Origin of the sequence: Paenibacillus hubeiensis, assembly GCF_032334105.1 — a bacterium.
Classification (GTDB): domain Bacteria; phylum Bacillota; class Bacilli; order Paenibacillales; family Paenibacillaceae; genus Paenibacillus; species Paenibacillus hubeiensis.
Window position 1 is genome coordinate 301,052 of the sequence record NZ_JAVYAE020000005.1, and the last position, 23,790, is coordinate 324,841.

Sequence of the window (23,790 nt, forward strand, 5' to 3'; positions counted from 1 at the left end):
CTTACAGAGATGCCTTGTAGATGGATACAACATCCTCACGCTGCAGCTTTTTGAAGTTGCCGAAAGGACCAAACAACATCGCTTTGTCAGCCATAACATCGATTTTGCTGTCATCGATATCATAATCGGCCAAACGGCTAGGCGCTCCGATGGAGGTCCAGAATTGACGAAGAGCTTCAATACCTTCCTCGGCAACCTGCTTGTCCGATTTTCCTTCCGGATTCACGCCGAATACGTTGACCGCCAAACGTTTGAAACGATCCACTTTGACGTCGATATTATGCTTCATCCAGTGCGGGAACAGGATCGCCAGACCGCCGCCATGCGGAATATCATACACGGCCGACACGGCATGCTCGATATTGTGAGTCGCCCAATCGCCTGCAAGGCCCATGTTGAGCACGCCGTTGAGAGCCATCGTACCGCAGTACAGAATGGTCTCGCGCAGTTCATAGTTTTCGAGATCTTCGATGAGGCGAGGGGCCGCATCCATCACAGTGCGCAGAATCGTTTCGCAGAAACCGAGCTGCACGGGCGTGTTTTCATCCAGATGGAAATAATGCTCGAGCACGTGGGACATCATGTCGACCATGCCGTAAACGGTTTGGTCACGAGGCACCGAATACGTATTCACCGGGTCGAGAATGGAGAACGTAGGGAAAGAAACCGGGCTGCCCCATCCCAGTTTTTCTTGGGTATCCTGATTCGTGATGACGGAACCCGAGTTCATTTCCGATCCGGTAGCCGCCATGGTCAGAATCGTTCCGAGCGGGAGAGCGTCTTTCGCGACGGCTTTGCGTGCTGCAAAATCCCACATGTCCCCTTCGTATTTGGCGCCTACTGCGATCGCTTTGGCACAGTCGATGACACTGCCGCCGCCGACAGCAAGGATCAGTTCGATATCGTTCGTTTTGCACAGGTCCACGCCTTTGTGAACGGTTGCGAGACGAGGGTTCGGTTCAACGCCAGCCAGTTCGGTCACTTCTGCACCGATTTCGTTAAGCAGGCCGATCACTTGGTCGTACAACCCGTTGCGTTTGATACTGCCGCCGCCATAAACCAGCAGAACGCGTTTGCCATACTTCGGAACTTCGGTTTTCAGCGTTTCAACTTGGCCCTTGCCAAAAATCAGGCGGGTCGGGTTATAAAATTGAAAAGTTTTCATATCTATGTCGCCTCCAGAGGAATTTGATGTTTTCAGCGCAACCCCCATTATAATACCCTATATCTATGAAAACAAATATATATATACCTATGCTCGATTGTAAATTTGCTTTATGGTCCTAAACGAATTTCAATGGAGACATGCTTCACAAACAGCTTCGTTAGTGTGACCTTTCACGGACTGGATTATGAAGGATTCCAATCAGAATACCTTAATCGCAATGACACTTTATCCCCTTTTCATTATACATTGCGGAATATCGCAATTCCATGTTTTGCCTATGAAGAAGAGCACCGGGTTTTGAAATTGGTTTCGCAGGCGATGCGGAAGCATATAAATAAGAATGGACCCTGCCTCCCGGGAGACTGGATCCATTCTTCAACCCTTTTTTAACGAACAAACTATTCGGTGTATCCCATGCTGGCAATGAACCGGCGGAAGGCCGCACGGCCAGCCTCATCATGTTTGTATACCCCGGCGTGCTCCAAAATTTGCGAAAATTTCAGGCCGACTTCCTGCTGCACAAGCGCAACTGCCTGTTCCTTGTCCAGCTGGCCTCCGAACCGACTTTGCAGCTCTTCTGTCCAAAGCAGATGTTTGTTCAGCTCATGTTCTTCGGATTTTGCCGCTTCGGCCAGCTCGCTATTGCCGGCAAGGATTTCGGCGATGCCGTCCAATTCTTCTTTAAGGCGACCCGGCAAAATCGCTAAGCCCATAACTTCAATCAGGCCGATGTTTTCCTTTTTCAAATGGTGCATCTCGCGGTGCGGGTGGAAAATGCCTTCCGGATGTTCCTCGTTCGTGCGGTTGTTCCGCAGGACAAGATCCATCTCGTAGCCGCCGTCCTCGCTGCGCCGTACAATCGGCGTCACGGTATTGTGCGGAACGCGCGCTCCATCCACTTCGCTGAATGCTTCCACCTCGGCGGAAGGATCGCTGTACCCTTTCCAAGCCTCGTAAACGGCATTTCCCGCCTCCAGCAGCTGTGCCGGATCGTGGGAAGACAATCGAAGTACAGACATCGGCCATTTCACCAAACTGAGGGTAAGACCCGGTGTGTCCGGATGACGGAAGACCGCTTCCGCCTTGGCCTTCTGAATGGCAAACGTGTGCCGCCCTCCCTGGAAGTGGTCATGCGTCAGAATCGAGCCGCCCACGATCGGCAGATCCGCGTTCGAGCCGATGAAATAATGCGAATACTCGCCAACGAAAGCCAGCAATCTGCGCAAGGTATCCTTCGTCAGTTTCATCGGCACATGATCATGGTGGAAAATGATGCAATGCTCGTTATAGTACACGTACGGCGAGTACTGGAAGAACCATGGCTCACCGTTAAGCTCCAACGGAATGATGCGCAGGTTCTGGCGCGCCGGATGGTTGACCCGACCTGCATAGCCGACGTTTTCGCGGCACAGCTGACATTTCGGATACACCGGCGGCGGCAGCAATTTCGCCATGGCGATTTCCTTCGGACTTTTCTCCGGTTTGGACAAGTTGATCGTAATTTCCATCTCGCCGTATGGCGTCTCTTGCGTCCAGTAGACGTTTTTGGAAACTCGGTCCATACGGATATAGTTGGAGTTGATCGAAAGGTCGTAGAATTGGCTTGTCGCCGCCTCAATTCCTTCGCTCTCCGCCTTCTCGCGGAACGCCCGAACGACTTCCGAAGGTCTGGCCATCAAGTGGCCCATGATCTTGGCGTCGAGCAGGTCGCGATACGTATCGGTATTTTCCGGGATCAGCCCGATTTCGAACCCGTAGTCGATCAACGTGTCGATCAGAGGCTGCGGTCCGTCCAATACGGTTTCATCGAGCACGCCATCGTAAGGCTCGGAAAAACCGAATTGCTCCAACAGCAGGTTGCGGCCGTAATCGCGGTCTGCTTCCTCAATCAGTCGTTTCCGCAGGGCAAAGAGTACCAGACGCTCAATGGCATGCAGTGCTTCCTGCTGCTCCGGGGTCCGTTCTGTGGTGCCTGCTCCAGTGGTTGTCTGTGACATATCCTTTCGCCTCCTAGTTGTTTCCATAGCCTTGCGGGTGAGACTGATGCCAATCCCATGCGCTCTGAATGACGTCTTCCAGCTTCGAGCGTGTCGGGTTCCATCCCAATACCGATCTGGCTTTGGCGGACGAAGCAACCAGCACAGCCGGGTCACCCGCGCGACGTGGCTCCTGCACAACCGGAATGTCGAGTCCGGTTACTTTTTTCGCCGTTTCGATGACCTGTTTGACGGAGAAGCCTTGGCCATTCCCCAAGTTGAACACATTGCTGTTCTCGCCCTTGCGCAAATAATCCACCGCTCGCAGATGCGCGTCGGCCAAATCGCTGACGTGGATATAGTCGCGGATGCAAGTGCCGTCTTCCGTCGGATAATCGTCGCCAAACACCGCGATATGCGAGCGCTGCTTCAGCGCCGTTTGCAGCACCAGCGGGATCAGATGGCTTTCCGGCTGGTGATCCTCGCCGATTTTGCCGCTTTCATGGGCCCCGGCTGCATTAAAGTAACGCAGGGACACGTATTTGATATTCTGTACCTTGTCAAACCAGGCCATCATGCGTTCCATCATGAGTTTGGTTTCGCCATATACGTTCGTTGGCTCGGTGCGGTCGCTTTCCTCGATCGGCACCTTCTCCGGCTCGCCATACGTAGCCGCCGTGGACGAGAAGACGATTTTGCGCACGTTCGCCGCGTTCATCGCTTCCAGCAGGCACAACGTACCGAATACGTTATTGTCGTAGTACTTGACCGGATTCTGCATGCTTTCGCCAACCAGGGAGTTTGCTGCAAAATGAATGACCGCATCGATCTCATTTTCGGCGAACAGCTTCGCCAACAGTTCTTTGTCGCGCAAATCGCCCTCGTACAATTTACCGCCCAGAAGCGCCTCCCGGTGCCCTGTCTGCAAGTTGTCAAGCACAACCACTTCTTCTCCACGCTCAAGCAAAGCCGCCACTGTATGAGACCCAATATATCCTGCTCCACCCGTTACCAAAATCGCCATCTTACTTCGCCTCCTTCAATTCTTTGACACCGTCGCCTACACCGCAAACGTAGAATTCGCCCTTTAGTCCGGTACGAGACTCGTACGCTGCTCCTACTTCCTTCACAAAACGTTCTGCATCATCTTCATGAACTAAAGATACTGTACATCCGCCAAATCCTGCGCCCGTCATGCGCGCGCCAAGCGTGCCCGGAATACGTCTTGCCTCTTCCACCATAACGTCCAGCTCTTCGCAACTGACCTCGTACAGATCGCGCAGCGATTCATGCGATGCGTTCATCAGCTGGCCGAACGTCTCAAGGTCGTTATTGCTCAGCGCCTCTACGGATGCAAGCACGCGAGCGTTTTCTTCAACGACGTGCCGTGCACGCTGTCTTACCTTTTCGTCCGTGATGTGTCCTTCATGCTCTGCAAATTGTTCCGGCGTCAGCTGCGCCAGATAGCCGAGCTCCGGCCGCTGCTCCTTCAGAATCGCGAGCGCTTGCTCGCACTGGGAACGGCGTTCGTTATACGCGGAGTCCACCAGACCGCGGCGCTTGTTGGTATTGCCGATGATCAGCTTGTATGCACCGGTACGGAAAGGCACCTTTTTGTATTCAAGCGTGTCACACATCAACAGAATCGCGTGATCCTCGGCTCCGTTCGCCACGGCGAACTGGTCCATGATGCCGCAGTTGACGCCAACAAATTCATTTTCCGCTTTTTGGGAAAGAAGGGCAAGCTGTACGGTGTCGATATTTTCGATCCCTTCCAGCGCCTGGATCGCGAAACCCGTCAACACTTCGAGGGAAGCCGAGGACGAGAGGCCCGCGCCATTCGGAATTTCGCCATGATAGAGAAAATCGTATCCTCTGGTGACGTTCACGCCTTTGGCCTGCAGTTCAACCATGACGCCGACCGGGTAATCCGTCCACTCTCCCGTTTTCGCCTTGCCAATCGTTGCAATCTCCAGCAGCCCTTCGTACTCCATATTCGTCGAAGCCAGCTGCAGCTTGTCGTCCTGACGTTCCCGGATGATCAATGTTGTTCCGAATTCCAGCGCTGCCGGGAGAACGTAGCCGCCATTGTAATCGATATGTTCCCCGATCAGATTCACGCGCCCCGGAGAGTGGAATACACGAATGGCATCTTTGCTCTCTCCATACCTTTCAATAAACTTTTGTTTCAATTGCTGGATGTCCATTGATGCGGCACCTCATCTCGATGTTGTTGTTTTTCTAAGCTCATTATATAAGAAAGCGATCTCCATCGAAATGAATGCATGTGTGATCTATATGGATAAATGTGACCTTTATATCTATAATGAGAAGAGTATGCCACGATCATCAAAGTGGAAAAAGACATGAAAAGGAGCATCAGGATGGCCAAACAGCACCATGATCCGCCACCCGCACGGGAAGCAGCAGCTGACAAGAAACAGGAATTCTCGGTCAAAAGCGGAGCGCGTACCTACTCGGTTGCCTCCAATCCAAAGTACCATGAACAAGGGACATTGCATGTCCTGTTTGCCGGAGCGAGCGAAACCCTGCCCGGGCATGCGCTTGGCCCCAAGCTATACGACTACTTCCTGCTTCATTATGTAGAAAAAGGAACCGGAACCTTCCGGACCGAGCTTCATACTTACGAATTGTCCGCAGGCGACTGTTTTCTCATTCATCCCGGCCAGTTGGTCAGTTACCAGTCCGATGAGCGGGATCCTTGGCAGTACCGCTGGATGGCTTATACCGGCAAACAAGCAGCAAAACTTACGCATGATGCGGGATTCCGGCCAGAAAAATCCGTTTTCCATGCCGGAACAGCCTGCGGCGTCGCAGAACAGCTTGCCAGGATTCAGGCGGCATTCACCGAGCGGAAGGAGAGCTCTCATTTTACGTCACTTGGCATGCTGTACATGATCCTCGCCGAAGCCCAAAATCATCTGGCCCAGGACGAGACACCCATCTCGGGGGAATCCTCCATTCGGCGCACGGTCAAACAAATGATTCAATATATGTCCACGCAATATGCATATCCGGTATCCATCGAACAGATGTCGGCCAGCCTGGGGTACAATCGCGCTTATCTTTCCCGCATTTTCAAACAGGAAACCGGCTTGTCGCCCGTGACGTACCTGCTGAAGCTGCGCATCGACAAATCGCGCCAGCTGCTGCGGGAACGACCGGATCTGTCCATCGAACAGGTCTCGGCTTCGGTTGGATTGCCGGATGCGCTCTACTTTTCGAAACAATTCAAGCGATTTCACGGCGAAGCGCCGAGCCACTACCGGGAACGCATTCTTTCGAGGGACATGCCTTTACAAAAATAAAGGAATGCAAAAAAGGGCAATCCCGGTTCAGAATCAACCGAAATTGCACCTTTTTCTTGAAAATTCACATTAAGCGGTAGGGCGAGCCCTGTGCCGCCTTTATTTTTTCGAGCGGTCACCATGCTCCGGCCGCAGGATCGATTCGATCCGTTCCAGTTCCTCCTCGGAGAAATCGGGCTGGCTGAGCGCCGCGACATTCTCCTCGATCTGCGACGGCCGGCTGGCGCCGATCAATGCGGACGTCACTTTGCCGTTGCGGAGCACCCATGCCAGCGCGAACTGTGCCAGACTCTGTCCACGCGCCGCCGCAATCTGGTTCAGCGCGCGGACCTTGCGCAGCGTTTCCGGCGAAATGTTGTTTTCGTTCAGGAAAACCGAGGGCCCTTTGGCCCGGGAATCCTCCGGAATCCCGTTGAGGTATTTGTTGGTCAGCACCCCTTGCTCCAGCGGGCAAAATGCAATGCTGCCTGCGCCATACTCTTCCAGAACATCCTGCAGTCCATCCTCGATCCAGCGGTCCAGCATGGAATAACGCGGTTGATGAATCAATAGCGGGGTTCCGAGCCCTTTGAGAATTTCTGCCGCTTCCCTTGTTTTCTCCGCCGGGTAATTCGATATGCCGACATATAGCGCTTTGCCGGATCGAACGATATGGTCAAGCGCTCCCATCGTCTCCTCAAGCGGTGTGTCCGGGTCGAAGCGGTGAGAATAAAAAATATCCACATAATCCAGGCCCATGCGCCGCAAACTTTGGTCCAGGCTGGATACCAGATATTTGCGGGAGCCCCAATCGCCGTAAGGCCCTGGCCACATGTAATACCCCGCTTTGGTCGAAATGACCAGTTCATCCCGATAAGACTTCAGGTCCTGGGCCAGCACCTGTCCAAACATCTGCTCCGCCGAACCTGCGGGAGGGCCATAGTTGTTGGCCAAATCAAAATGGGTGATGCCCAGGTCAAACGCCCGGGTAATCATGTTGCGGCCGTTCTCCGCATTGTTGATTCCGCCGAAATTATGCCACAGCCCGAGCGAAATGGCCGGCAGCTTCAAACCCGAACGTCCAACACGGTTATATTTCATCGTTTCGTAGCGTGCATCGCTTGCCACATAGACCATAAATGAATCCCTTCTTTCCCCAGGTTCCGCTTCCTTGCCGGCTGTCTGCCGAGAAATGCGGTCATTCAACACATGTCACGGTCAGCCGAGAAGCCGATCAACAGTATTCATTACCTCACCAATCGGATCGGTAATCAACAGATCGGCCCGATGATCGTAGGCGGTAGGCGTTGCGTTCAGCAGCACCGTATGTTTTCCGCGAAAATAGGTAATGAGCTGCGCGGCGGGCTGGACGGTCAGCGACGTTCCGCCAACCAGCAGCAGATCCGCGGAAGAGATGGCATCGACTGCCCCAAACAACACCGATTGGTCGAGCTGCTCCTCGTAGAGCACGACGTCCGGCTTGACGATTCCGCCGCAAGCCGTGCAGCGAGGCACGATCGATGCAGAATCGATCATGTGATCCAATGTATGAAAACATCTGCAGTCCATGCAATAGTTCCGGTGGACCGATCCGTGCAGTTCCAGCACGGTATGGCTGCCTGCTTTTTGATGCAGGCCGTCGATGTTTTGCGTAATGACGGCCTGCAGGCGTCCTTCTTGCTCCAAACGGGCAAGCAATCGGTGGCAACCGTTCGGCTCTGCGTTTGGATGAAGCATTTTGCTGCGGTAGAAATCAAAGAAGATATCGGCATGCCGATCAAAAAAGCTGCGGCTCAGCAGCTCCTCCGGCGGATATGGGGAGTGCTGTTCCGTCTGATATAGGCCTGCAGCGGAGCGAAAGTCGGGAATTCCGCTTTCCGTCGAAGTTCCTGCCCCTCCAAAAAAAACGATCTTCTCGCTTTCCCGAATCCAGGAAATGAGCTGCTCGGTTGCGTTCATCCTCTCTCCCCCTTATGTGATGATGCTCCGTCAGGCATCTTTGATGATGCTGAGTTCAGCGTAATCTCGAATCATGATATCGGCGTCTCGTAACCGGGCCGCTTCGCCTCCTGGCGGACTTACGCCAATGAGCAAAGCAGCGCCTATGCTGCGCCCCATCTGCATGTCGCCATTGCTGTCGCCGACGATTACTGCAGACTCCGGACGAATGTTCAGCTCACGGCAAGCCAGCAAGGCCGACTCTCCGTCGGGTTTGCCCAGGGTCACCCGGTCGCAGCCCACGATCGATGCAAAAAAAGGACGCAGCCCCATCCATTCCAGATGTTCTTCCGCTGCCGCCGTGCTATCGGAGGTGACGACGGCGAGCGGCAGCGCTGCTTCCATGCAGCTCCGGACAAATGCGGGCAGCCCATGCAAAGGCTCGGCATGCCGCTTCTCCCGCACATGGCACATCGCTTCTGTGGACATGCTCCGGATTGCGGTCACCGCGTCGTTCCACGCCATTCCCGCCGCATAGAGCTGCCCGGCCAGCAAACCGGTGCTTTCGTCCACGGTGGCAATGGCCAGCGGGCCCTGCGGATCATAACCCACAATCCGTCCATGCGGATCGTGCACCGTACCGAAGACCTGTTCCTTCGGCAGCGTAAACGTGCCACCCATCTGCTCCAGCTTCCGTTCAAGCTGATTCAGCAAAGATTCGGCCCACGGCCCCCATAACTGCAAAAATTCCAGCAGCGTGCCATCCTTGTCGAACAGAATGCCGTCGCAGGCGATCTGTCTGCCTTGCACCTGAAGTATTGCCATGGATATTCCTCCCGGAAACAAGGATGTATTACTCGATGCCGTGAAGCCAGTCGGAGATCGTTTTTACGGTCTGGGACTGCTGTTCCTGCACATCGATGCCGGCTTCACCGTCTCCGCTCTGATGGCCGTAATCGCCGAATTGCGAGTGGTTGCCTCCCTCAATCGTGTAATATACGGTATCTTCAGGCAAATATGAACGCCCTTTTTGGTACTTTTCGGCATTGACGACCTCATCCTTCGTGCCCAAAATGGACAAAGCAGGCATGCCTAACGATTTCACGCTTCCTTTTTCATCAGGATAGGAGGCGAGAAAAAATATGCCTTTCAACGCGTCCGGATGAGACGCAGCATATCTCGCAGCCATCGAGCCGCCCAACGAATGACCGCCCATAACGAATTGTTCTTCCGGGTATGCATTTCGAATGTCATCCGCCAAGTTCTGCTTCAGTACCGCCAGGTTAACAGGCATCTTGGCAATAATGGTGTGATGTCCCATCTCGGCAAGCCCGCGAGCCAGCGGGGCATAACTCTCCGGTTTGACCAAACCGCCAGGATAAAAGATGACGCTGACTCCTATGGATTTTGCAGGAGCGAAATCAATCCACTTTTCCTGTTCGCTGACGGTAACCTGCTCCGAGGTTTCCATAGCTTTGCCAGCCAGCTCCTGCGGCCCGTAAGGGGTCAACAGCTTCCAACCGACATATCCGCAACCAATGACGACAAGCGCCAAAAGCACCAGCAAAAATTTGCCGACGCCTCTTCTTTTGCGCCCTGTATTATAATTTTTTGCCAACGACAATCACCTTTCTCCGCTATCGCTGGTACCGGGTTCCGCGAGACAAGAGCCAAAGCTTCCGCATGGCCCTCGTCTTCGCATATTTCCGTTCTATTCGGCCTTGGCCTTGCGATAAGCGTCCATGTATTGTTCCGCCTTCCGCCGCACATGGCTCAAATCTCCCGTTTTGACCGCTTCGCTGGTCAGGTCGGACCCGATGCCCACGGCCACCGCTCCCCCTTTGATCCAGTCTCCCAGGTTGGAAAGCGAAACGCCGCCGGTTGGCATGAAATTCGCCTGCGGCATCGGGCCTTTCATCGTTTTGATGATAGATGGGTCGTACAGATTGCCTGGGAACAGCTTCACGATGTCCACGCCAAGCTCAAGCGCCCGCTGAACATCGGCAATCGTCATCACCCCCGGCAAGATAGGGATGCGATAGAGGTTGCAGATCTGCACCGTTTCGGGGTTCAAGGACGGTCCAACGACAAACTCGGCCCCAGCCATGATGGCTGCACGCGCCGTCTGGGCTTCAAGGACAGTCCCGGCCCCGATGATGGCAAACTTTTCGGGATCCTGTGTATTCCAGTGATACATGCGGCTCAGTTTCTCAATAGCTTTCAGGGCGCTGGGCACCGTCATCGTAATCTCGATTACCTTGATGCCGCCCGCAATGGCCTGTTCGGCCATGGCAATGACCTGATCGGCGGAATCGCCGCGTAATACGGCGACAACGCCATTTTCCGTAATTTTCTGCAGCAGCTGAAGCTTCTTCATTTCGTTCTCTCCCTTGTCCATGTGGTTGTTCGGTACATCCCTTACATTTTCAAAAAAGAAGATGAGACATGCATGATTTCAGCAACAACTAACGCTCAACATGAGCCACGTTGTTCAATTTGGCCTCCACCTGATCCCAGGTCGGTAAAGCCTCCCAGTCACCCACGGCCTGAATGACCATGGAACCGGTCAGGTTACCCAGTCTTGTCGCTTCCTGGGGAGTATACCCTTTCAGGATGCCCGTCAAAAATCCGGCACAGAAACCGTCCCCCGCACCCACCGTATCGAGCACGTGATCTGCCTTGAAGTACGGAACTTCCGTTAGGGTACCATTGACCAATGCATAGGTCAAATCGGGTCCGCCCTTCACGATGCAGATTGCATTCATGGCGGACAGTCGTTCTAACACCTTGGCATCGCTATCTTCATCGTAAAGCAGTTTCATCTCGTCCAGCCCCGGCAAAAAGTAGTCGGCCTGCTCGGCAAGCCGAAGCAGCACGGGACGGGCTTCCTCGGCCGACCATAGCTTCAGGCGCAGATTCGGGTCAAAGCTCACCTTCACGCCAGCCTGTTTGGCGATATGTATGGCTGCCTCCACCGTTTCCAGCCCCGACGCGCTGATGGCGGCCGTAATGCCGGTGACATGCAATATTTTGGCACCGGCGATATAATCCGCGTCAAGATCATCCGGCGTCATTGCGCTGGCGGCGGAAAGCTTCCTATAATAGTGGACGGAAGCTTTGCCGGAAGCGTTCTCACGAATCATCAAACCCGTCGGTTCCGCATCGCTCATGCGGGCTCTCGAAACGTCCACGCCTTCGCCGCGGATCGCCTTCAAAATCATATGGCCGATCGGATCCTTGCCAAGGCGGCCAAACCAGCCGCTTGTATGTCCAAGCCGGGATACGCCGATCGCCAGATTGCTCTCCGCACCGCCGAACGATTTATCCAGCGAAGCCGCATATTCCAGCCCTCTCGTATCCTTTGCCGTCAACAATCCCATACTCTCGCCGAAAGTAATGATTTCGGGACTTCCTGAAGCAATAACAGGCATGATCTCTTTCCTCCCTATATTTACAATCCTCATCTTCTTTTACCATTGTCATGTTCGATGTAACCGTTGTCAATCCCTGCCGTTCATTTTGTTGTCACAGTTCATGGAATGGATAGCGCTTTCCCTTGTGAATTATATCACAATCAATACACAACTTCCGTATTACCCTTAATACAGATGCAAAAGACTCGCTTATGACGAGTCAACTGGGGGGCGACAGCATGAATGGCGGAATTCGACTTCGCGATGATCAAGAATCCTTTTTCTATAACCTGCGCTTTCTGCTCATCGTATGCGTACTTGTGGGGAACGCGCTGGAACCGCTTGTCGCCCGCTTTGCAGAAGCCGAAGCACTCTTCTTTTGGATCTATACATTTCATATGCCTTTGTTCGTCTGGGTGACCGGATATTTTGCCAAACCTTCCTTGAGGGGAACTTCCGGGCGCAGCACGCTGGCGCACATCGCATTGCAATATATCCTGTTTCAATCGTTGTATTCCTTGATGGATTATACGTTATTCCATACGCCGCACATGCGGCTTTCCTTCTTTGCTCCCTATTTGCTGTTATGGTTTTTGGCAAGCCATTTCTGCTGGAGGCTCCTGCTGCGGCTCACCCTGTCATGGAAACCCGTGCACCGCTTGACGGCGTCCATCCTGCTCGGCGTTCTTGCCGGGTACATGCCTGTGGACGGATTTTGGCTTAGCTTCAGCCGCACTTTTGTATTCCTGCCTTTCTTCATTATAGGATACGATTACGGCAGCAGCATCCGTTCCCGTCTGCGTTCAGGCTGGGGACGACGCTTCGCCGCCATATTTTCGGCCGGTATGCTGATATGGCTCTTACTTGGCGGACCACGGGTGGGGTATGGTTGGCTGATCGGCAACATGACTTATATGGAACTCGGACACCGCGAATGGTATGCAGGTTTTTACCGGCTTGGCATTTACGGGCTGCAGGTGGTCTCGGCCGCCGTGTTTCTTGCGTGGGTACCGTTCATGACCTCCAGAATGACCGAGCTCGGCCGAAGAACGCTGTACGTATTTCTGCTGCACGGCTTTATCGTCCGCTTGGCCGTCTGGTCTGGCATCTTTGGACAGATTGAGAGCAGCTTGTATATTCCGGTCGTCATCGCGGTGGCTCTTCTGTTTGCGATATCGCTCGCCCATCCGGCCGTTCGGCAAACGTTTCGTCCTTTGGTCGAACCGGATTTGACTCGTTTTTCATTGAAACGGCACCACATTTTCAAGCGTTCGGCCTGATGCAGCCTGCAAAAGATAAAGCAAAGAAGGAAGCTGTTTAAAGCTTTTGCGCTCCACCCATCAATGTTTGAAACACTTCGCTTCATCCAGAAGAAGCCGGGCCCCAGTAAATTGGGCAGACGGCTTCTTTCTTATTGAATGTAGAAATATGACGACGATTGTGATAGACTCAATAGAAAAACCGGGCTTTTCATGAGTTTAAAGCAGCAAAGGAATGTTTAAACGATGGCAGCCTGATACCGGCCAAACCGGTCTATTTTTTAGAGTACAAGATGAAATTAAACGACAGATGCACTGCCTTTTTATTTCCATTCATGTTGCTCGATCACAATATATATTTGGGGGGAATACACCATGTCAGCCAAGAAGATGCGTTCCGATATGATCAAAAAAGGTTTTGACCGCGCACCTCACCGCAGTTTGCTCCGCGCGGCGGGCGTCAAAGAAGAGGATTTCGGCAAGCCGTTCATTGCTGTATGTAACTCTTACATCGATATCGTGCCAGGACACGTTCACCTGCAGGAATTCGGTAAAATCGTCAAGGAGGCCATCCGCGAAGCTGGCGGCGTTCCTTTTGAATTCAACACCATCGGCGTCGATGACGGCATTGCGATGGGACACATCGGCATGCGTTACTCGCTGCCAAGCCGCGATATCATTGCGGACTCCTTGGAGACCGTTGTATCGGCTCACTGGTTCGATGGCATGGTATGTATTCCGAACTGCGACAAAATCACGCCAGGCATGATGATGGGCGCACTGCGCGTCAACATTCCTACTGTGTTTGTCAGCGGCGGTCCGATGAAAGCCGGACGCGACAGCAACGGTAAAGCACTCTCCCTGACATCCGTATTCGAAGGCGTAGGTGCTTATCAAGCCGGCAAAATCGACGATAAAGGTTTGCTGGAACTCGAACAGTACGGTTGTCCTACCTGCGGCTCCTGTTCGGGCATGTTCACGGCCAACTCCATGAACTGCCTCGCCGAAGCGATGGGTCTGGCTATGCCGGGCAACGGTACCATCCTGGCGGTAGCTCCTGAACGCCGCGAGTTCGTTAAACAGTCTGCAAAACAATTGATGGAACTCATCAAAATGGACCTCAAGCCTCGCGATATCGTTACGCTGGAAGCGATCGACAACGCGTTTGCCCTGGATATGGCCATGGGCGGTTCCACGAATACGGTTCTGCATACGCTGGCGCTGGCGCACGAAGCGGGTCTTGAATACCCGATCGAACGCATCAATGAAGTAGCCAACCGCGTTCCGCATCTGGCCAAACTTGCGCCTGCATCCGATCTTCACATCGAAGACGTTCATAATGCGGGCGGCGTAAGCGCCGTGCTGAACGAGCTGCTCAAAAAACCGGGTGCGATCCACGCCGACTGCATCACCGTAACAGGCAAAACGATCCGGGAAAACGTGGAAAACTCGCCGATTCTGGATCACAACGTGATCCATTCGCTGGATAACCCCCATTCCGAAAAAGGCGGCTTGGCCGTATTGTTCGGTAACCTGGCCCCTCAAGGCGCCATCATCAAAGTTGGTGCGGTTGACAAGTCGGTTGGCGGCTATCACAAAGGCCCTGCAATCTGCTTCGACTCCCAGGATGATGCACTGTATGGCATCGCCAACGGCAAAGTCAAAGAGGGTCATGTCGTCGTTATCCGTTACGAAGGACCGAAAGGCGGCCCGGGCATGCCTGAGATGCTTGCTCCTACCTCCCAAATCGTTGGTATGGGGCTCGGCGCCAAAGTCGGCTTGATCACGGATGGACGCTTCTCCGGCGCATCCCGCGGCATCAGCATCGGTCATATCTCTCCGGAAGCGGCTGAAGGCGGTCCGATCGCCTTTGTTGAGGATGGGGACATCATCGAGCTTGACCTGAATAACCGCGTGATCCAATTGCACATCAGCGACGAAGAATTCGAAACTCGCCGCGCTGGCTGGAAAGGCTTTGAACCGAAAGTAAAAACCGGTTACCTGGCCCGTTACTCCAAACTCGTAACCAACGCCAGCAACGGCGGTGTATTAAAAATTTAATCGGGCGAAGCGGATCTTTAGGGGTCCGCTTCACAACACACCGAAACGAACAAAGGCTGCTCCTTCATCAGAATGAAGGGCAGCCTTTTTCGTCTGTTCAGCGCAGGGGCAGCGTGCTTTAGCTCCGCTCTGCCAATATATCGTTTTCGGGAGCAACAAACTCTTCTTCCGTTTCCTTTGCCTTCGCTGCAACAAATTCCGTCTGGCCGTAACGTTGCAGCAGGTCTTCTAAGGGAATCACAATCAACTTGGGCACAAGCTGTTCCGATCGCTCGCGCAGCCGCTTCGTGCCGGAAGGATGAATGACGCTTAACAACAACTTGAGATAGATTTTGGAGGCAGAACTGAACGGCCCCGGCGGCAAATCGCGAACCGTAAAACCAAACTTCTCCGGTCCGCGATTGATCATGCTCACGCCATACAGCGCTTTTGCGGATGAAAGTTCGGGATCCGCCGCGATCTGGCGTGCCAGATCCGGAAACTGTTGTTCCATCGTACGGATCATGCGTATGGCTAAATGCATGCTGGAGCGAGAGGTGCTGCCCAGTTCGAACAATTTTTTGTTGTCGAAATGCAGCTCGATCATCGGATCGCCATTGCGGAGCCATTTTCCGCCTTCTAGTTCGATCTGAGCCCCATGATACACCCGTGTTCGATAATGAAGCATAGGGTCCTTTGGCGATGCCGTCCGCAATTGGTAGGCCCAGTGAAACACTTTCTCCCAACCGAGCCATGCAGCAACGATCATTCGTTTCCATAAGGTGAGTGGTTTGGCCGATTCCTGTTGTCCATTTCGGGATACCGCCACTTCTTTGCCCCCTCTCATCAACGTATCGATGCGAACGCTTCGCAGTCCCTGCTTTTGTGCTTTCTGCAATACGACCTCAAGCGCCTGCAGCATCTGTTCCGGAGCATTCGCGTCCGCTCCGAATGTCGTGCCGCGATCATGCAGCAGCATGACTTCACCGGCCCGCAGTTCCTTGAGCATACGTTCTGTCAGCTTTTTGGCACCTACACGGCTTTTCCAATCCTCGAACATGGACGACCATAAAATGATCTGGCGATCTTTCTTGCTGAAGAAATCAAACAAATTCATAATGCCCCACGGTGGACGGTAAAAACACGTTTTTTCCCCAGTAATCTCCTCAATGATCTGACCGGTACGCCGAATCTGTTCCTGAACGGTACGAGGCCGCATTAACCAATTGGTTTTATGGATATAGTTATGAATGCCGAGAAGATGTCCCTCCTCATAAATATCCCGGATCAGCTGCGGATGATTGGCAGCATGCTCCCCTACGACAAAAAACGTTGCCTTGGCGTCATATTGCTTCAGCAACCGAAGCAGCCTTGGCGTATAGACGGGATCTGGCCCGTCATCGAAAGTCAAGGAAAAATCCGTATCGCTTTTGCCACGCCTGAATACCCGCAAACCGAACATGCGACTGATCAGGCTCGGAATAAAGGCATAAAACGTTGAGATGTACAAAAGCCACAGCAAAATGCTCTGAAGTAAATTTGTCATGCTTGAATTCCCCGCTTCTAATGCTGAATTGCCTAAATGATGACTATGAAAAGTAAACCACCTTTAATTTTATCACAGTTCACACTTTTCTTGAATGCCGATTTCCAAAAACAAGGCTATCGTGTACAATAAATGGATTAACGACATGACAAAGGAGTAAAGCCCATGCTTCCGTTGTACCGAAAATATGGACGAACCGTGTTTGACATCGCACTTCTGATATTGACAGTGTATTTTATCATGTACGGTTTTAGTCGATTATATCAGCTCGCCGCACCGGTGTTCCTTTCCTTTCTTGTATATTGGATGATCGAACCCTTGGCGAGGTTCTTGCACCGGAAGGGATTGCCCAAGGCTGCCGGTTCTGCTATATCGGTTTTGTTATTTTTGGCTCTGATTGTGGCTGCCTTTTTTGGGATCGGGTTGATTATCGTGTCGCAAATTGCCAATCTGCAAGGCAGCTTCCCTACGTACATCGCGATGCTTCAAAAAGAATTTACCAGCCTTGTCATCTGGACGCAGGATACGTCTGATGCGTTGCCCGACGGGATCATGGAAAAAATCAACGATTACTTTGCTACGCTGACAGGCCTTCTCTCGGGTTGGGTCACGAACGGTGCACAGTACATCATCGGATTTTTGACGTCATTTTCCACGTTTATCACCAATTTTGGAATTGCGATCATATTGGCCTTTTTCCTTAGCATCGAGATTGAATCCTGGCGCAATTTTGCGCGAACCAAGACGCCAAAAACGTTAAAGAATGCCGCGGATTTCATGCGGAACCACGTCTTCAAAACGATTCGTGCTTACCTGAAGGCACAGGTCGTCATGATGCTGATCACCTTTGTGATTATTTACGTTGGACTGCTCATCCTGGGAACGAACAACGCATTCACCATTGCAGCTATATGCGCGGTCGTCGATCTTGTGCCTCTGCTCGGCGTGCCCGTTGTGTTCATTCCCTGGATTGCCTATCTTTTCGTAGTGGGGGACAGTTCGCTAGCCATAGGGTTAATCGTATTGCTGGCCGTGACGATGCTGACACGCCAACTGCTGGAGCCCAAAATATCCGGAAATTCCATCGGGGTATCTTCCGCGTATTTGATGCTTTCCTTCATGCTGATCTCGCTCTCGATTTTCGGCATAGCCGGGGTGGTCCTGTCTCCGGTGCTGTTGATCCTGCTCAAAGAGCTGCTGCAGCAGGGCTACCTTCAACGATGGATTCACCTGCCTAAAGACGAGTTCGATTCGTCCCCTCTTGTCATGGACACCCCTGTTCACGAGAGCGGAACCAGAGCCGGGACTGAGGGTGACCCAGCCGAGTTCTCCGCAGCGTCCCAAGCTCATGAAGAGGATTCGGACAAATAATCCATCACTTGACGGAACAAATCCGTCGCTTGATGGCGACCACCTGGCTTCACATGCTGAACCAATACGGCAACGGCATAACGCGGTTGCTCCACAGGCCCATAGCCGATAAACCATTGATGATTCAACTTCTCGCCCTTCCGAACAACCTGAGCGGTGCCCGACTTCCCTGCAACATGCCATCTGGCGCGCTGCAGGGATTTTCCCGTTCCATCGCTGACCACCTTGCCCATCCATGTGAGCAGGCGATGCGCCGTCGACGGGGAGATGCGCCCGAAGCGGGACGGCGACGTTTGCAGGGGCATGTCCAGCATGGTTCCTCCATCGGCATAACGAATGCGCTGGACCAGTCGCGGGGCTCTCACTTCGCCTTCATGCAGCAATGTCACGACCAGGTTGGCCGCCTGGAGCGGGGTAACCCGGGTGTCTCGCTGCCCGATTGCCGTTTGTGCCCTAGCCCCCTCATCATCCGCGACAACCGTCGGCAAACTGACCCTGCCCGCATCTTCGTGGTCAAAATGGCGCAAGAGCGGCATGCCTGCCATTTGCTTGTGTTCCCATCCAACTGTTCGGGCCAAACCAAGCTCATCCGCAGTGCGTTCAAGCTGTTTCATCGTGAGTCGTTCGGACGTCTCGGCAAAAACGATGTTGCAGGACCGGGCAAACCCTTGCTCCAGATTGAGCGTACCATGCCCGTGTTCTTTCCAACAGGAAAGGCCATATTTCCCCCAATCGCCTTCGCAATGGAATTTCTCTTTGCCCGATACGGCATGGGTTTCAAGCGCTGCCGCCGCCGTCACGATTTTGAAGATGGAACCGGGCGCAGCCTCCTTTACGGCACGATTGGCCCAGAAAGATTGCCCAGGATCGACGTGGGCAGCATTATAGAACGGCATGGACACCATGGCGCGTACATCGGCGTTCGCCGCATCCAATACAACAACAGCCCCCTCTTTCATGCCGGAGCGCTCGGCCATCTGCTCCAGTTTATGCTGCATTTCTACATCGATGGTCGTTTCGACTTTTAACGGATAATGGCCGTTATGGGGTGCAATCACGCGAGGAGCGAGTTCTGGAATGGCTTCCCCCGCTCCATTCACCATTCTGGTCAACAACGTGGGACCGACCCCCATCAACAACGGCTCCAACGTCCGTTCCAGTCCGGCTGCACCTCGTTTTAAAGCAAAAGGCTGCCTGACCTCATCCCGGTGACCTTGCAGCTTTCCAGCCTCGTTTGGCAGTTCAGCCAAATAGCCGAGCCACTGCATGCCTGAACGTTGTAATCCTTCGTAACGCGTCATCATCGGATAAACCTCGGCGTTGGCCGGTTTCAATTGGCGAATGCGCAATATTTGCCGCTCATTTAACGGAGCGGGAGCATTTTTGCCTGCCGTCCAGAAATGGGGAGCATGTCCTTGCTCCCATTCGCTTAAGATTTGTTCAGGGGCGGTATGCAAAATATTCGCCAACTTCACTGCGGCGAGATGGTTTGCCGAAGCAGCAGCTTTCTTTCCTGACGGGTTGGGGGATGGAAAAAGCACAAGCCCCCAATGCATATTTCCCGTGATCGGCCTGCCCTGGAAATCCGTGAAATGCCCCCTTCCCGAATCGAGCATAACCCCGCGCTCCCGCTGCAATACGGACATTTCCCGCAGCGTATGTTGAAAGCCCGGTACGACCCGATTGGCCTGTATCGTTTGAATCCACCCGAGCCGGAGCACAAGCAATGCGATCAACCCCGTCAACATCATGCATCCGATCCAAATTCTCCGCTGCCGTTCCATAATCATCCCCTGCCTCTTGCTCATCATTTGGGATAGTATCCATCATCCAAACTGGGATTATTCGGAAAAGAAAAAAACCGTTCCGGATGATGCCGGAACGGCGTGAAATGAAATGGTTAACAGCTCACATTAGACTGTAAACCGGGACAATGTATCTTTAAGTTCGGCGGAGACGTTCTCCAGCTTCTCGGACAGTTTCACCAGTTGGTTGCTGATGTTTTGCTGCTCGCTGCTCAGTGAAGCAACCTCTTCGGACGTTGCCGAAGATTGTTCTGCCACTGCGCTTACGTTGCTCATCGCTTCGGACAACGTCGTTTGAGCTTCATTCAAATCCTCGATGGAATCCGTCACGGAATCCAGACGTTCAACGAAAGCACCCATTTGCTGCTGAACCGAGTCAAAAATGACGTTGGTGTCTTTAACGGCATCCATTTGCTCTTTGAACAAAGGATACGCGGCAGACAGTGCTTCCACCGTTGCATTCATCTCGTTCATAATGTTGTCGGCAATCTCGCCGACCATGTCGATGGATTTTCTGGATTGCTCCGCAAGCTGGCGAACCTCGTCCGCCACAACCATGAATCCTCTGCCTGCCGCTCCGGCTCGGGCGGCCTCAATGGTCGCATTCAAGGACAAAATATTCGTTTGCTTCGTAATGTTTTGCAGTACTTCAAGCACTTTGAGCACGGACGACGTGCTATCTTTAAGGGAATCGACCTTTTTGACGAGTGCGCCAATCATTTCTTCGGTCTTCTGCGTTTTGGTCATGAGCTGATTCAAATGCCGCGTTCCCTGCTCGCTGGACTGTTCAACATGGCGAGCGGATTGCCCCATCTGTTCGTTAGCCGATATCACGCTGGCCATCTGGGTCGAAATGTTATCGGTCAATTCATTGCCACGCTCGGCTTCAGTAGCCAAGCTGCTCGCTCCGCCGGCAATCTCCTCCGTGGCGACAGCAATTTCCGAAGCGGAAATCGCCGTTTTCTTCGAAGCGCTGCTCAATTCGGTAGCGGTATCCAATACCTCGCGGGCCGAACGGTTGGTTTGCTCGACGAGATTGGTAATCTGCTCCATCATGAGGTTGAAGGCGGACGACAATTGGCCGATTTCATCACGCGAAGTGAATGGTGTTCGCACTCTCAGATTTCCCTTCGCTCCTTCTTGCATCAAATCCTTTAATTTGGCGAGCGGACGGGCAATCATGCGTACCATCCACATGCCGATCAAAACCGCAATGGCTGCGTCAACCAAAGCCATCCACAGCGTCGTCGTCAGAATGCCTTTGGCGTCTTTGACCAGCATGGACGTTGGCACCATGCCGATCAGTTTCCAACCCGAGGTGTCCATCGTGCTGTACACAACGAGCATTTCCGTGGATTTTCCGTCAAGCGTATAAGAAGCATTAACGCTTCCGGTATTTTCGGTCAGGTCCTTCACAAAGGATAATTCGGTTTCCTTTCCAGTTCGGTCGGAAATGCTGGATGCCACCACTTTGTTGTCGGGAGCAATCAGCTGCAGAATGGCCCCTTCACCCAGGTTGAGCGATTTCAGCTGCTCTTCGAGCACTTCCAGCTTCAGCTCAATGATGAGCACATAAGACAAACTGGAGCCCTGCAGGTTTTTCATGGAACGGGCGATGCGGAACGTTGGTGTGCCTCCGTCTTCCGGAACTTCCGTTGGAAGCCAGCGATATCCGCCGGATTCGGTAATCTCGGCATACCAAGGTTCATTGCGGATATTGGCCACGCTGGAACTGTTGCCGCCCGTGCCCATCGTCGATTTCGTTTCATCCGTCGGCACCAGATAAATCGCTTCCATGGATTTGTTTGTAAATGCAACGTTGGACAACTGTTTATTGATGGAGCTTGAATTGATGAAACTATCGTAGGCCGACAAATTTTTATCGCCCATTTTTTGCAGCAAACTTTGCATTTCCGGATCAAAGAAAATCTGCGTGGACGTATCCACGAACCGCTCCAGAATGATATCCATTTTCTCCTTGGTCTGATCGATCGTTTCCTGATTTGCCCGTGAAGCGTTTTCTTCAATCGTGCCCTTTGCCTTGGAATAGGACAATAGGCCCAAGCTTACCACAAAGACCATAATGGCCGTGAAAAAGACCAAAAACAGCTTCACGCCCACCGATTTGATCGGGTTTGCTTTTTTGATCTGGGAAAACGTCGTCCCCCCCACCTGTTTCCATTCGATCTTGTTCAAGCGAAGCTTGCCCAAGCCTGATTTAAGAGGCTTTTCGTTCGGGCTTTGTCCATCACCCGTTGCCTTGCCTTTTAACGGCTTCACCTTCTTGAATATATTTTCTTTGGGTGTCTTTGTGTTCTTCTCCCTCTTCTCCTGTACCGATTTACCTAATTGTTCCCCGCTGTCTTTCTGCTTCTTTTGGACCAATCCCATTCACCTGCCAGTTTTTACTTGTTGTATTTTTTCTCTCCCCTATAATGTTTATTTATTCGACAACTTTCCCCTTTCCCCTCTCCTTTTGTAAAATTTCTTTACAACTTTTTTCCTATTTTTCTATAAAAAAAAGACCCCCGTTTGCCGATATACGGAGGTCTTTTCAGCGCAATTTATAACACAATGTTGTTATTTTATAACATTATTTTGTTCATTCATAGGAAATATAGCCTATTTCTTTTTTCTCATCATGTCAAAATAGGATACAGGCTGATCCACCTTCATTTTGACAGGCTGCAGCGGGTGGCGTGCCGCATCGAGAACATTGCCCTCTTCGTCGCGAAGCTCGCCGACCACCTGTTTGAAAAACGTGCCCCCTGGACCGAAAAATTCGATTTCTTGCCCAGGTTTGAAATGATTGCGCTGCTGAATGGTTGCGATGCCCGTAGCGGCGTCGTAATCCAAAACCAGTCCGGCAAAATCATAAGGCACCGCTTTTTCTTCCGGCTCATAGATATGATCCTCATGATCCGGCGTATCATAGAAAAAGCCGGTATTCAGCGGACGATTGGCTGCCTTGTTTATTTCTTCGACCCACTCCGGCTTCAGCACGTAGTTTTCCGGATCAGCCATATAGGCGTCAATCGCTTGCCGATATACGTTAACGACCGTCGCCACATAGTGGATCGATTTCATGCGTCCTTCAATTTTGAAGCTGTCGACGCCGACATCGATCAACTCGGGAATATGCCCGATCATGCACAAATCCTTCGACCCCATCGAGAATGCATTATCATTTTCCTGGAAGAGCGGCAGTTGATTTTCACCCAGCTTAAATGGCGCAGGCGATTTCATCTGCATCTCCTCTTCGCTAACCCATACCGCGTCTTCGCGCGCATCCTCGAACAGGTCATATTTCCAGCGGCAAGACTGGCAGCATCCGCCCCGGTTGGAATCGCGATCCGTAAAGTGGTTGGACAATACGCAGCGTCCCGAATATGAAGAACACATCGCTCCATGGATGAATGCCTCAATCTCGATATCCACGTTGGCTTTGATTTCTTCGATTTCCTCAAAGCTGGTTTCCCGCCCAAGGACGACACGCGGCAATCCTTCCTCTTTCCAAAACTTCACCGCCTGCCAATTCAGCGTCGACTGCTGGGTGCTCAAATGCACCTCCAGGCCCGGAACCGCCCGCTGAGCCACTTCGATAATGGCCGGATCGGCCACGATGACGGCAGCAATGCCCGCGTTGTACAGGTTTTGCAGGTACTCCTCGATGCCCTCGATATCTTCGTTATGCGCATAGATGTTAGTCGCCACAAATACCTTCGCACCGTATTTGTTAGCGAACTCCACGCCTTCGCGCATTTCCTCGAAGCTGAAATTGTCGGCGTTGGAGCGCAGACCGTAGGCCTGACCGCCGATGTATACCGCATCCGCGCCGTAGTGGATGGCGAATTTCAATTTTTCCAAATTCCCTGCCGGAGCGAGCAGCTCCGGTTTGTCCAGGCGGTTCCGTTTGCCTGAAAATTTGCGTTTGACCGCCACTGCTTCCATAACGTTCACCTCTTT

General features: G+C 52.6%; 18 protein-coding genes. 4 read left to right on the forward strand and 14 right to left on the reverse strand.

Annotation, left to right across the window (positions count from 1 at the left end; all coding sequences use genetic code 11):
- Nucleotide 1: 1 nt before the first annotated feature.
- The 4 genes from RSX24_RS16585 to RSX24_RS16600 form a co-directional block, all read right to left on the reverse strand.
- A complete protein-coding gene (locus RSX24_RS16585; protein WP_339274214.1) occupies nucleotides 2-1,165 on the reverse strand; it encodes an iron-containing alcohol dehydrogenase in 1,164 nt (387 codons plus the stop codon).
- 401 nt (nucleotides 1,166-1,566) lie between these two features.
- Complete coding sequence (locus RSX24_RS16590; RefSeq protein WP_339274216.1) at nucleotides 1,567-3,165, reverse strand: UDP-glucose--hexose-1-phosphate uridylyltransferase; 1,599 nt, start codon at nucleotides 3,163-3,165, stop codon at nucleotides 1,567-1,569.
- A 13-nt stretch (nucleotides 3,166-3,178) separates the two neighbouring features.
- Entirely contained in the window at nucleotides 3,179-4,168 is a 990-nt protein-coding gene (gene galE, locus RSX24_RS16595; RefSeq protein ID WP_236415498.1) for a UDP-glucose 4-epimerase GalE, read from the reverse strand.
- Between the two features lies 1 nt (nucleotide 4,169).
- Nucleotides 4,170-5,351: a galactokinase gene (locus RSX24_RS16600; protein WP_236415497.1), complete on the reverse strand. Its 1,182-nt coding sequence runs from the start codon at nucleotides 5,349-5,351 to the stop codon at nucleotides 4,170-4,172.
- Nucleotides 5,352-5,528: 177 nt separating this feature from the next.
- Here RSX24_RS16600 and RSX24_RS16605 point away from each other — a divergent pair, with 177 nt between their 5' ends.
- Nucleotides 5,529-6,473 (forward strand): AraC family ligand binding domain-containing protein, encoded by a 945-nt coding sequence (locus RSX24_RS16605; RefSeq protein WP_343261227.1) that lies wholly within the window; start codon nucleotides 5,529-5,531, stop codon nucleotides 6,471-6,473.
- Nucleotides 6,474-6,572: 99 nt separating this feature from the next.
- On the opposite strand, the gene mgrA is transcribed toward RSX24_RS16605, so the two are convergent.
- The 6 genes from mgrA to RSX24_RS16635 all read right to left on the reverse strand — a co-directional run bounded on the left by mgrA (nucleotide 6,573) and on the right by RSX24_RS16635 (nucleotide 11,821).
- A complete protein-coding gene (gene mgrA, locus RSX24_RS16610; RefSeq protein WP_236415495.1) occupies nucleotides 6,573-7,589 on the reverse strand; it encodes an L-glyceraldehyde 3-phosphate reductase in 1,017 nt (338 codons plus the stop codon).
- An 81-nt stretch (nucleotides 7,590-7,670) separates the two neighbouring features.
- Nucleotides 7,671-8,411, reverse strand: a complete 741-nt coding sequence (locus RSX24_RS16615) for an NAD-dependent protein deacylase (RefSeq protein WP_343261228.1) — start codon at nucleotides 8,409-8,411, stop codon at nucleotides 7,671-7,673.
- Nucleotides 8,412-8,441: 30 nt separating this feature from the next.
- Nucleotides 8,442-9,215, reverse strand: a complete 774-nt coding sequence (locus tag RSX24_RS16620) for an HAD family hydrolase (RefSeq protein ID WP_236415493.1) — start codon at nucleotides 9,213-9,215, stop codon at nucleotides 8,442-8,444.
- A 28-nt stretch (nucleotides 9,216-9,243) separates the two neighbouring features.
- Nucleotides 9,244-10,008 carry an alpha/beta fold hydrolase gene (locus tag RSX24_RS16625; RefSeq protein WP_339274223.1) on the reverse strand — a complete coding sequence of 255 codons (765 nt, stop codon included), beginning with the start codon at nucleotides 10,006-10,008 and terminating at the stop codon, nucleotides 9,244-9,246.
- Between the two features lie 93 nt (nucleotides 10,009-10,101).
- On the reverse strand, nucleotides 10,102-10,767 hold the full coding sequence (locus RSX24_RS16630; protein WP_236415491.1) for a bifunctional 2-keto-4-hydroxyglutarate aldolase/2-keto-3-deoxy-6-phosphogluconate aldolase: 666 nt from the start codon (nucleotides 10,765-10,767) through the stop codon (nucleotides 10,102-10,104).
- Nucleotides 10,768-10,855: 88 nt separating this feature from the next.
- Nucleotides 10,856-11,821 (reverse strand): sugar kinase, encoded by a 966-nt coding sequence (locus RSX24_RS16635; RefSeq protein WP_236415489.1) that lies wholly within the window; start codon nucleotides 11,819-11,821, stop codon nucleotides 10,856-10,858.
- Between the two features lie 221 nt (nucleotides 11,822-12,042).
- Here RSX24_RS16635 and RSX24_RS16640 point away from each other — a divergent pair, with 221 nt between their 5' ends.
- Both RSX24_RS16640 and ilvD read left to right on the forward strand, forming a co-directional pair.
- Complete coding sequence (locus tag RSX24_RS16640; RefSeq protein ID WP_343261229.1) at nucleotides 12,043-13,083, forward strand: acyltransferase family protein; 1,041 nt, start codon at nucleotides 12,043-12,045, stop codon at nucleotides 13,081-13,083.
- Between the two features lie 354 nt (nucleotides 13,084-13,437).
- On the forward strand, nucleotides 13,438-15,123 hold the full coding sequence (gene ilvD, locus RSX24_RS16645) for a dihydroxy-acid dehydratase (RefSeq protein ID WP_236415485.1): 1,686 nt from the start codon (nucleotides 13,438-13,440) through the stop codon (nucleotides 15,121-15,123).
- A 118-nt stretch (nucleotides 15,124-15,241) separates the two neighbouring features.
- On the opposite strand, the gene RSX24_RS16650 is transcribed toward ilvD, so the two are convergent.
- Entirely contained in the window at nucleotides 15,242-16,648 is a 1,407-nt protein-coding gene (locus tag RSX24_RS16650) for a polysaccharide deacetylase family protein (RefSeq protein ID WP_343261230.1), read from the reverse strand.
- 165 nt (nucleotides 16,649-16,813) lie between these two features.
- On the opposite strand from RSX24_RS16650, the gene RSX24_RS16655 reads away from it, so the two are divergent.
- Nucleotides 16,814-18,019 (forward strand): AI-2E family transporter, encoded by a 1,206-nt coding sequence (locus RSX24_RS16655; protein WP_343261231.1) that lies wholly within the window; start codon nucleotides 16,814-16,816, stop codon nucleotides 18,017-18,019.
- On the opposite strand, the gene RSX24_RS16660 is transcribed toward RSX24_RS16655, so the two are convergent.
- The 3 genes from RSX24_RS16660 to RSX24_RS16670 all read right to left on the reverse strand — a co-directional run bounded on the left by RSX24_RS16660 (nucleotide 17,995) and on the right by RSX24_RS16670 (nucleotide 23,775).
- Nucleotides 17,995-19,809 (reverse strand): peptidoglycan D,D-transpeptidase FtsI family protein, encoded by a 1,815-nt coding sequence (locus tag RSX24_RS16660; protein ID WP_343261232.1) that lies wholly within the window; start codon nucleotides 19,807-19,809, stop codon nucleotides 17,995-17,997. The genes RSX24_RS16655 and RSX24_RS16660 overlap by 25 nt on opposite strands.
- A gap of 123 nt (nucleotides 19,810-19,932) precedes the next feature.
- The gene (locus RSX24_RS16665; protein WP_438286842.1) at nucleotides 19,933-22,215 is read right to left on the reverse strand and encodes a methyl-accepting chemotaxis protein; all 2,283 of its coding nucleotides are present in this window, start codon (nucleotides 22,213-22,215) and stop codon (nucleotides 19,933-19,935) included.
- Between the two features lie 231 nt (nucleotides 22,216-22,446).
- Complete coding sequence (locus RSX24_RS16670; protein WP_236415480.1) at nucleotides 22,447-23,775, reverse strand: peptidase U32 family protein; 1,329 nt, start codon at nucleotides 23,773-23,775, stop codon at nucleotides 22,447-22,449.
- Between the last annotated feature and the right edge of the window lie 15 nt (nucleotides 23,776-23,790).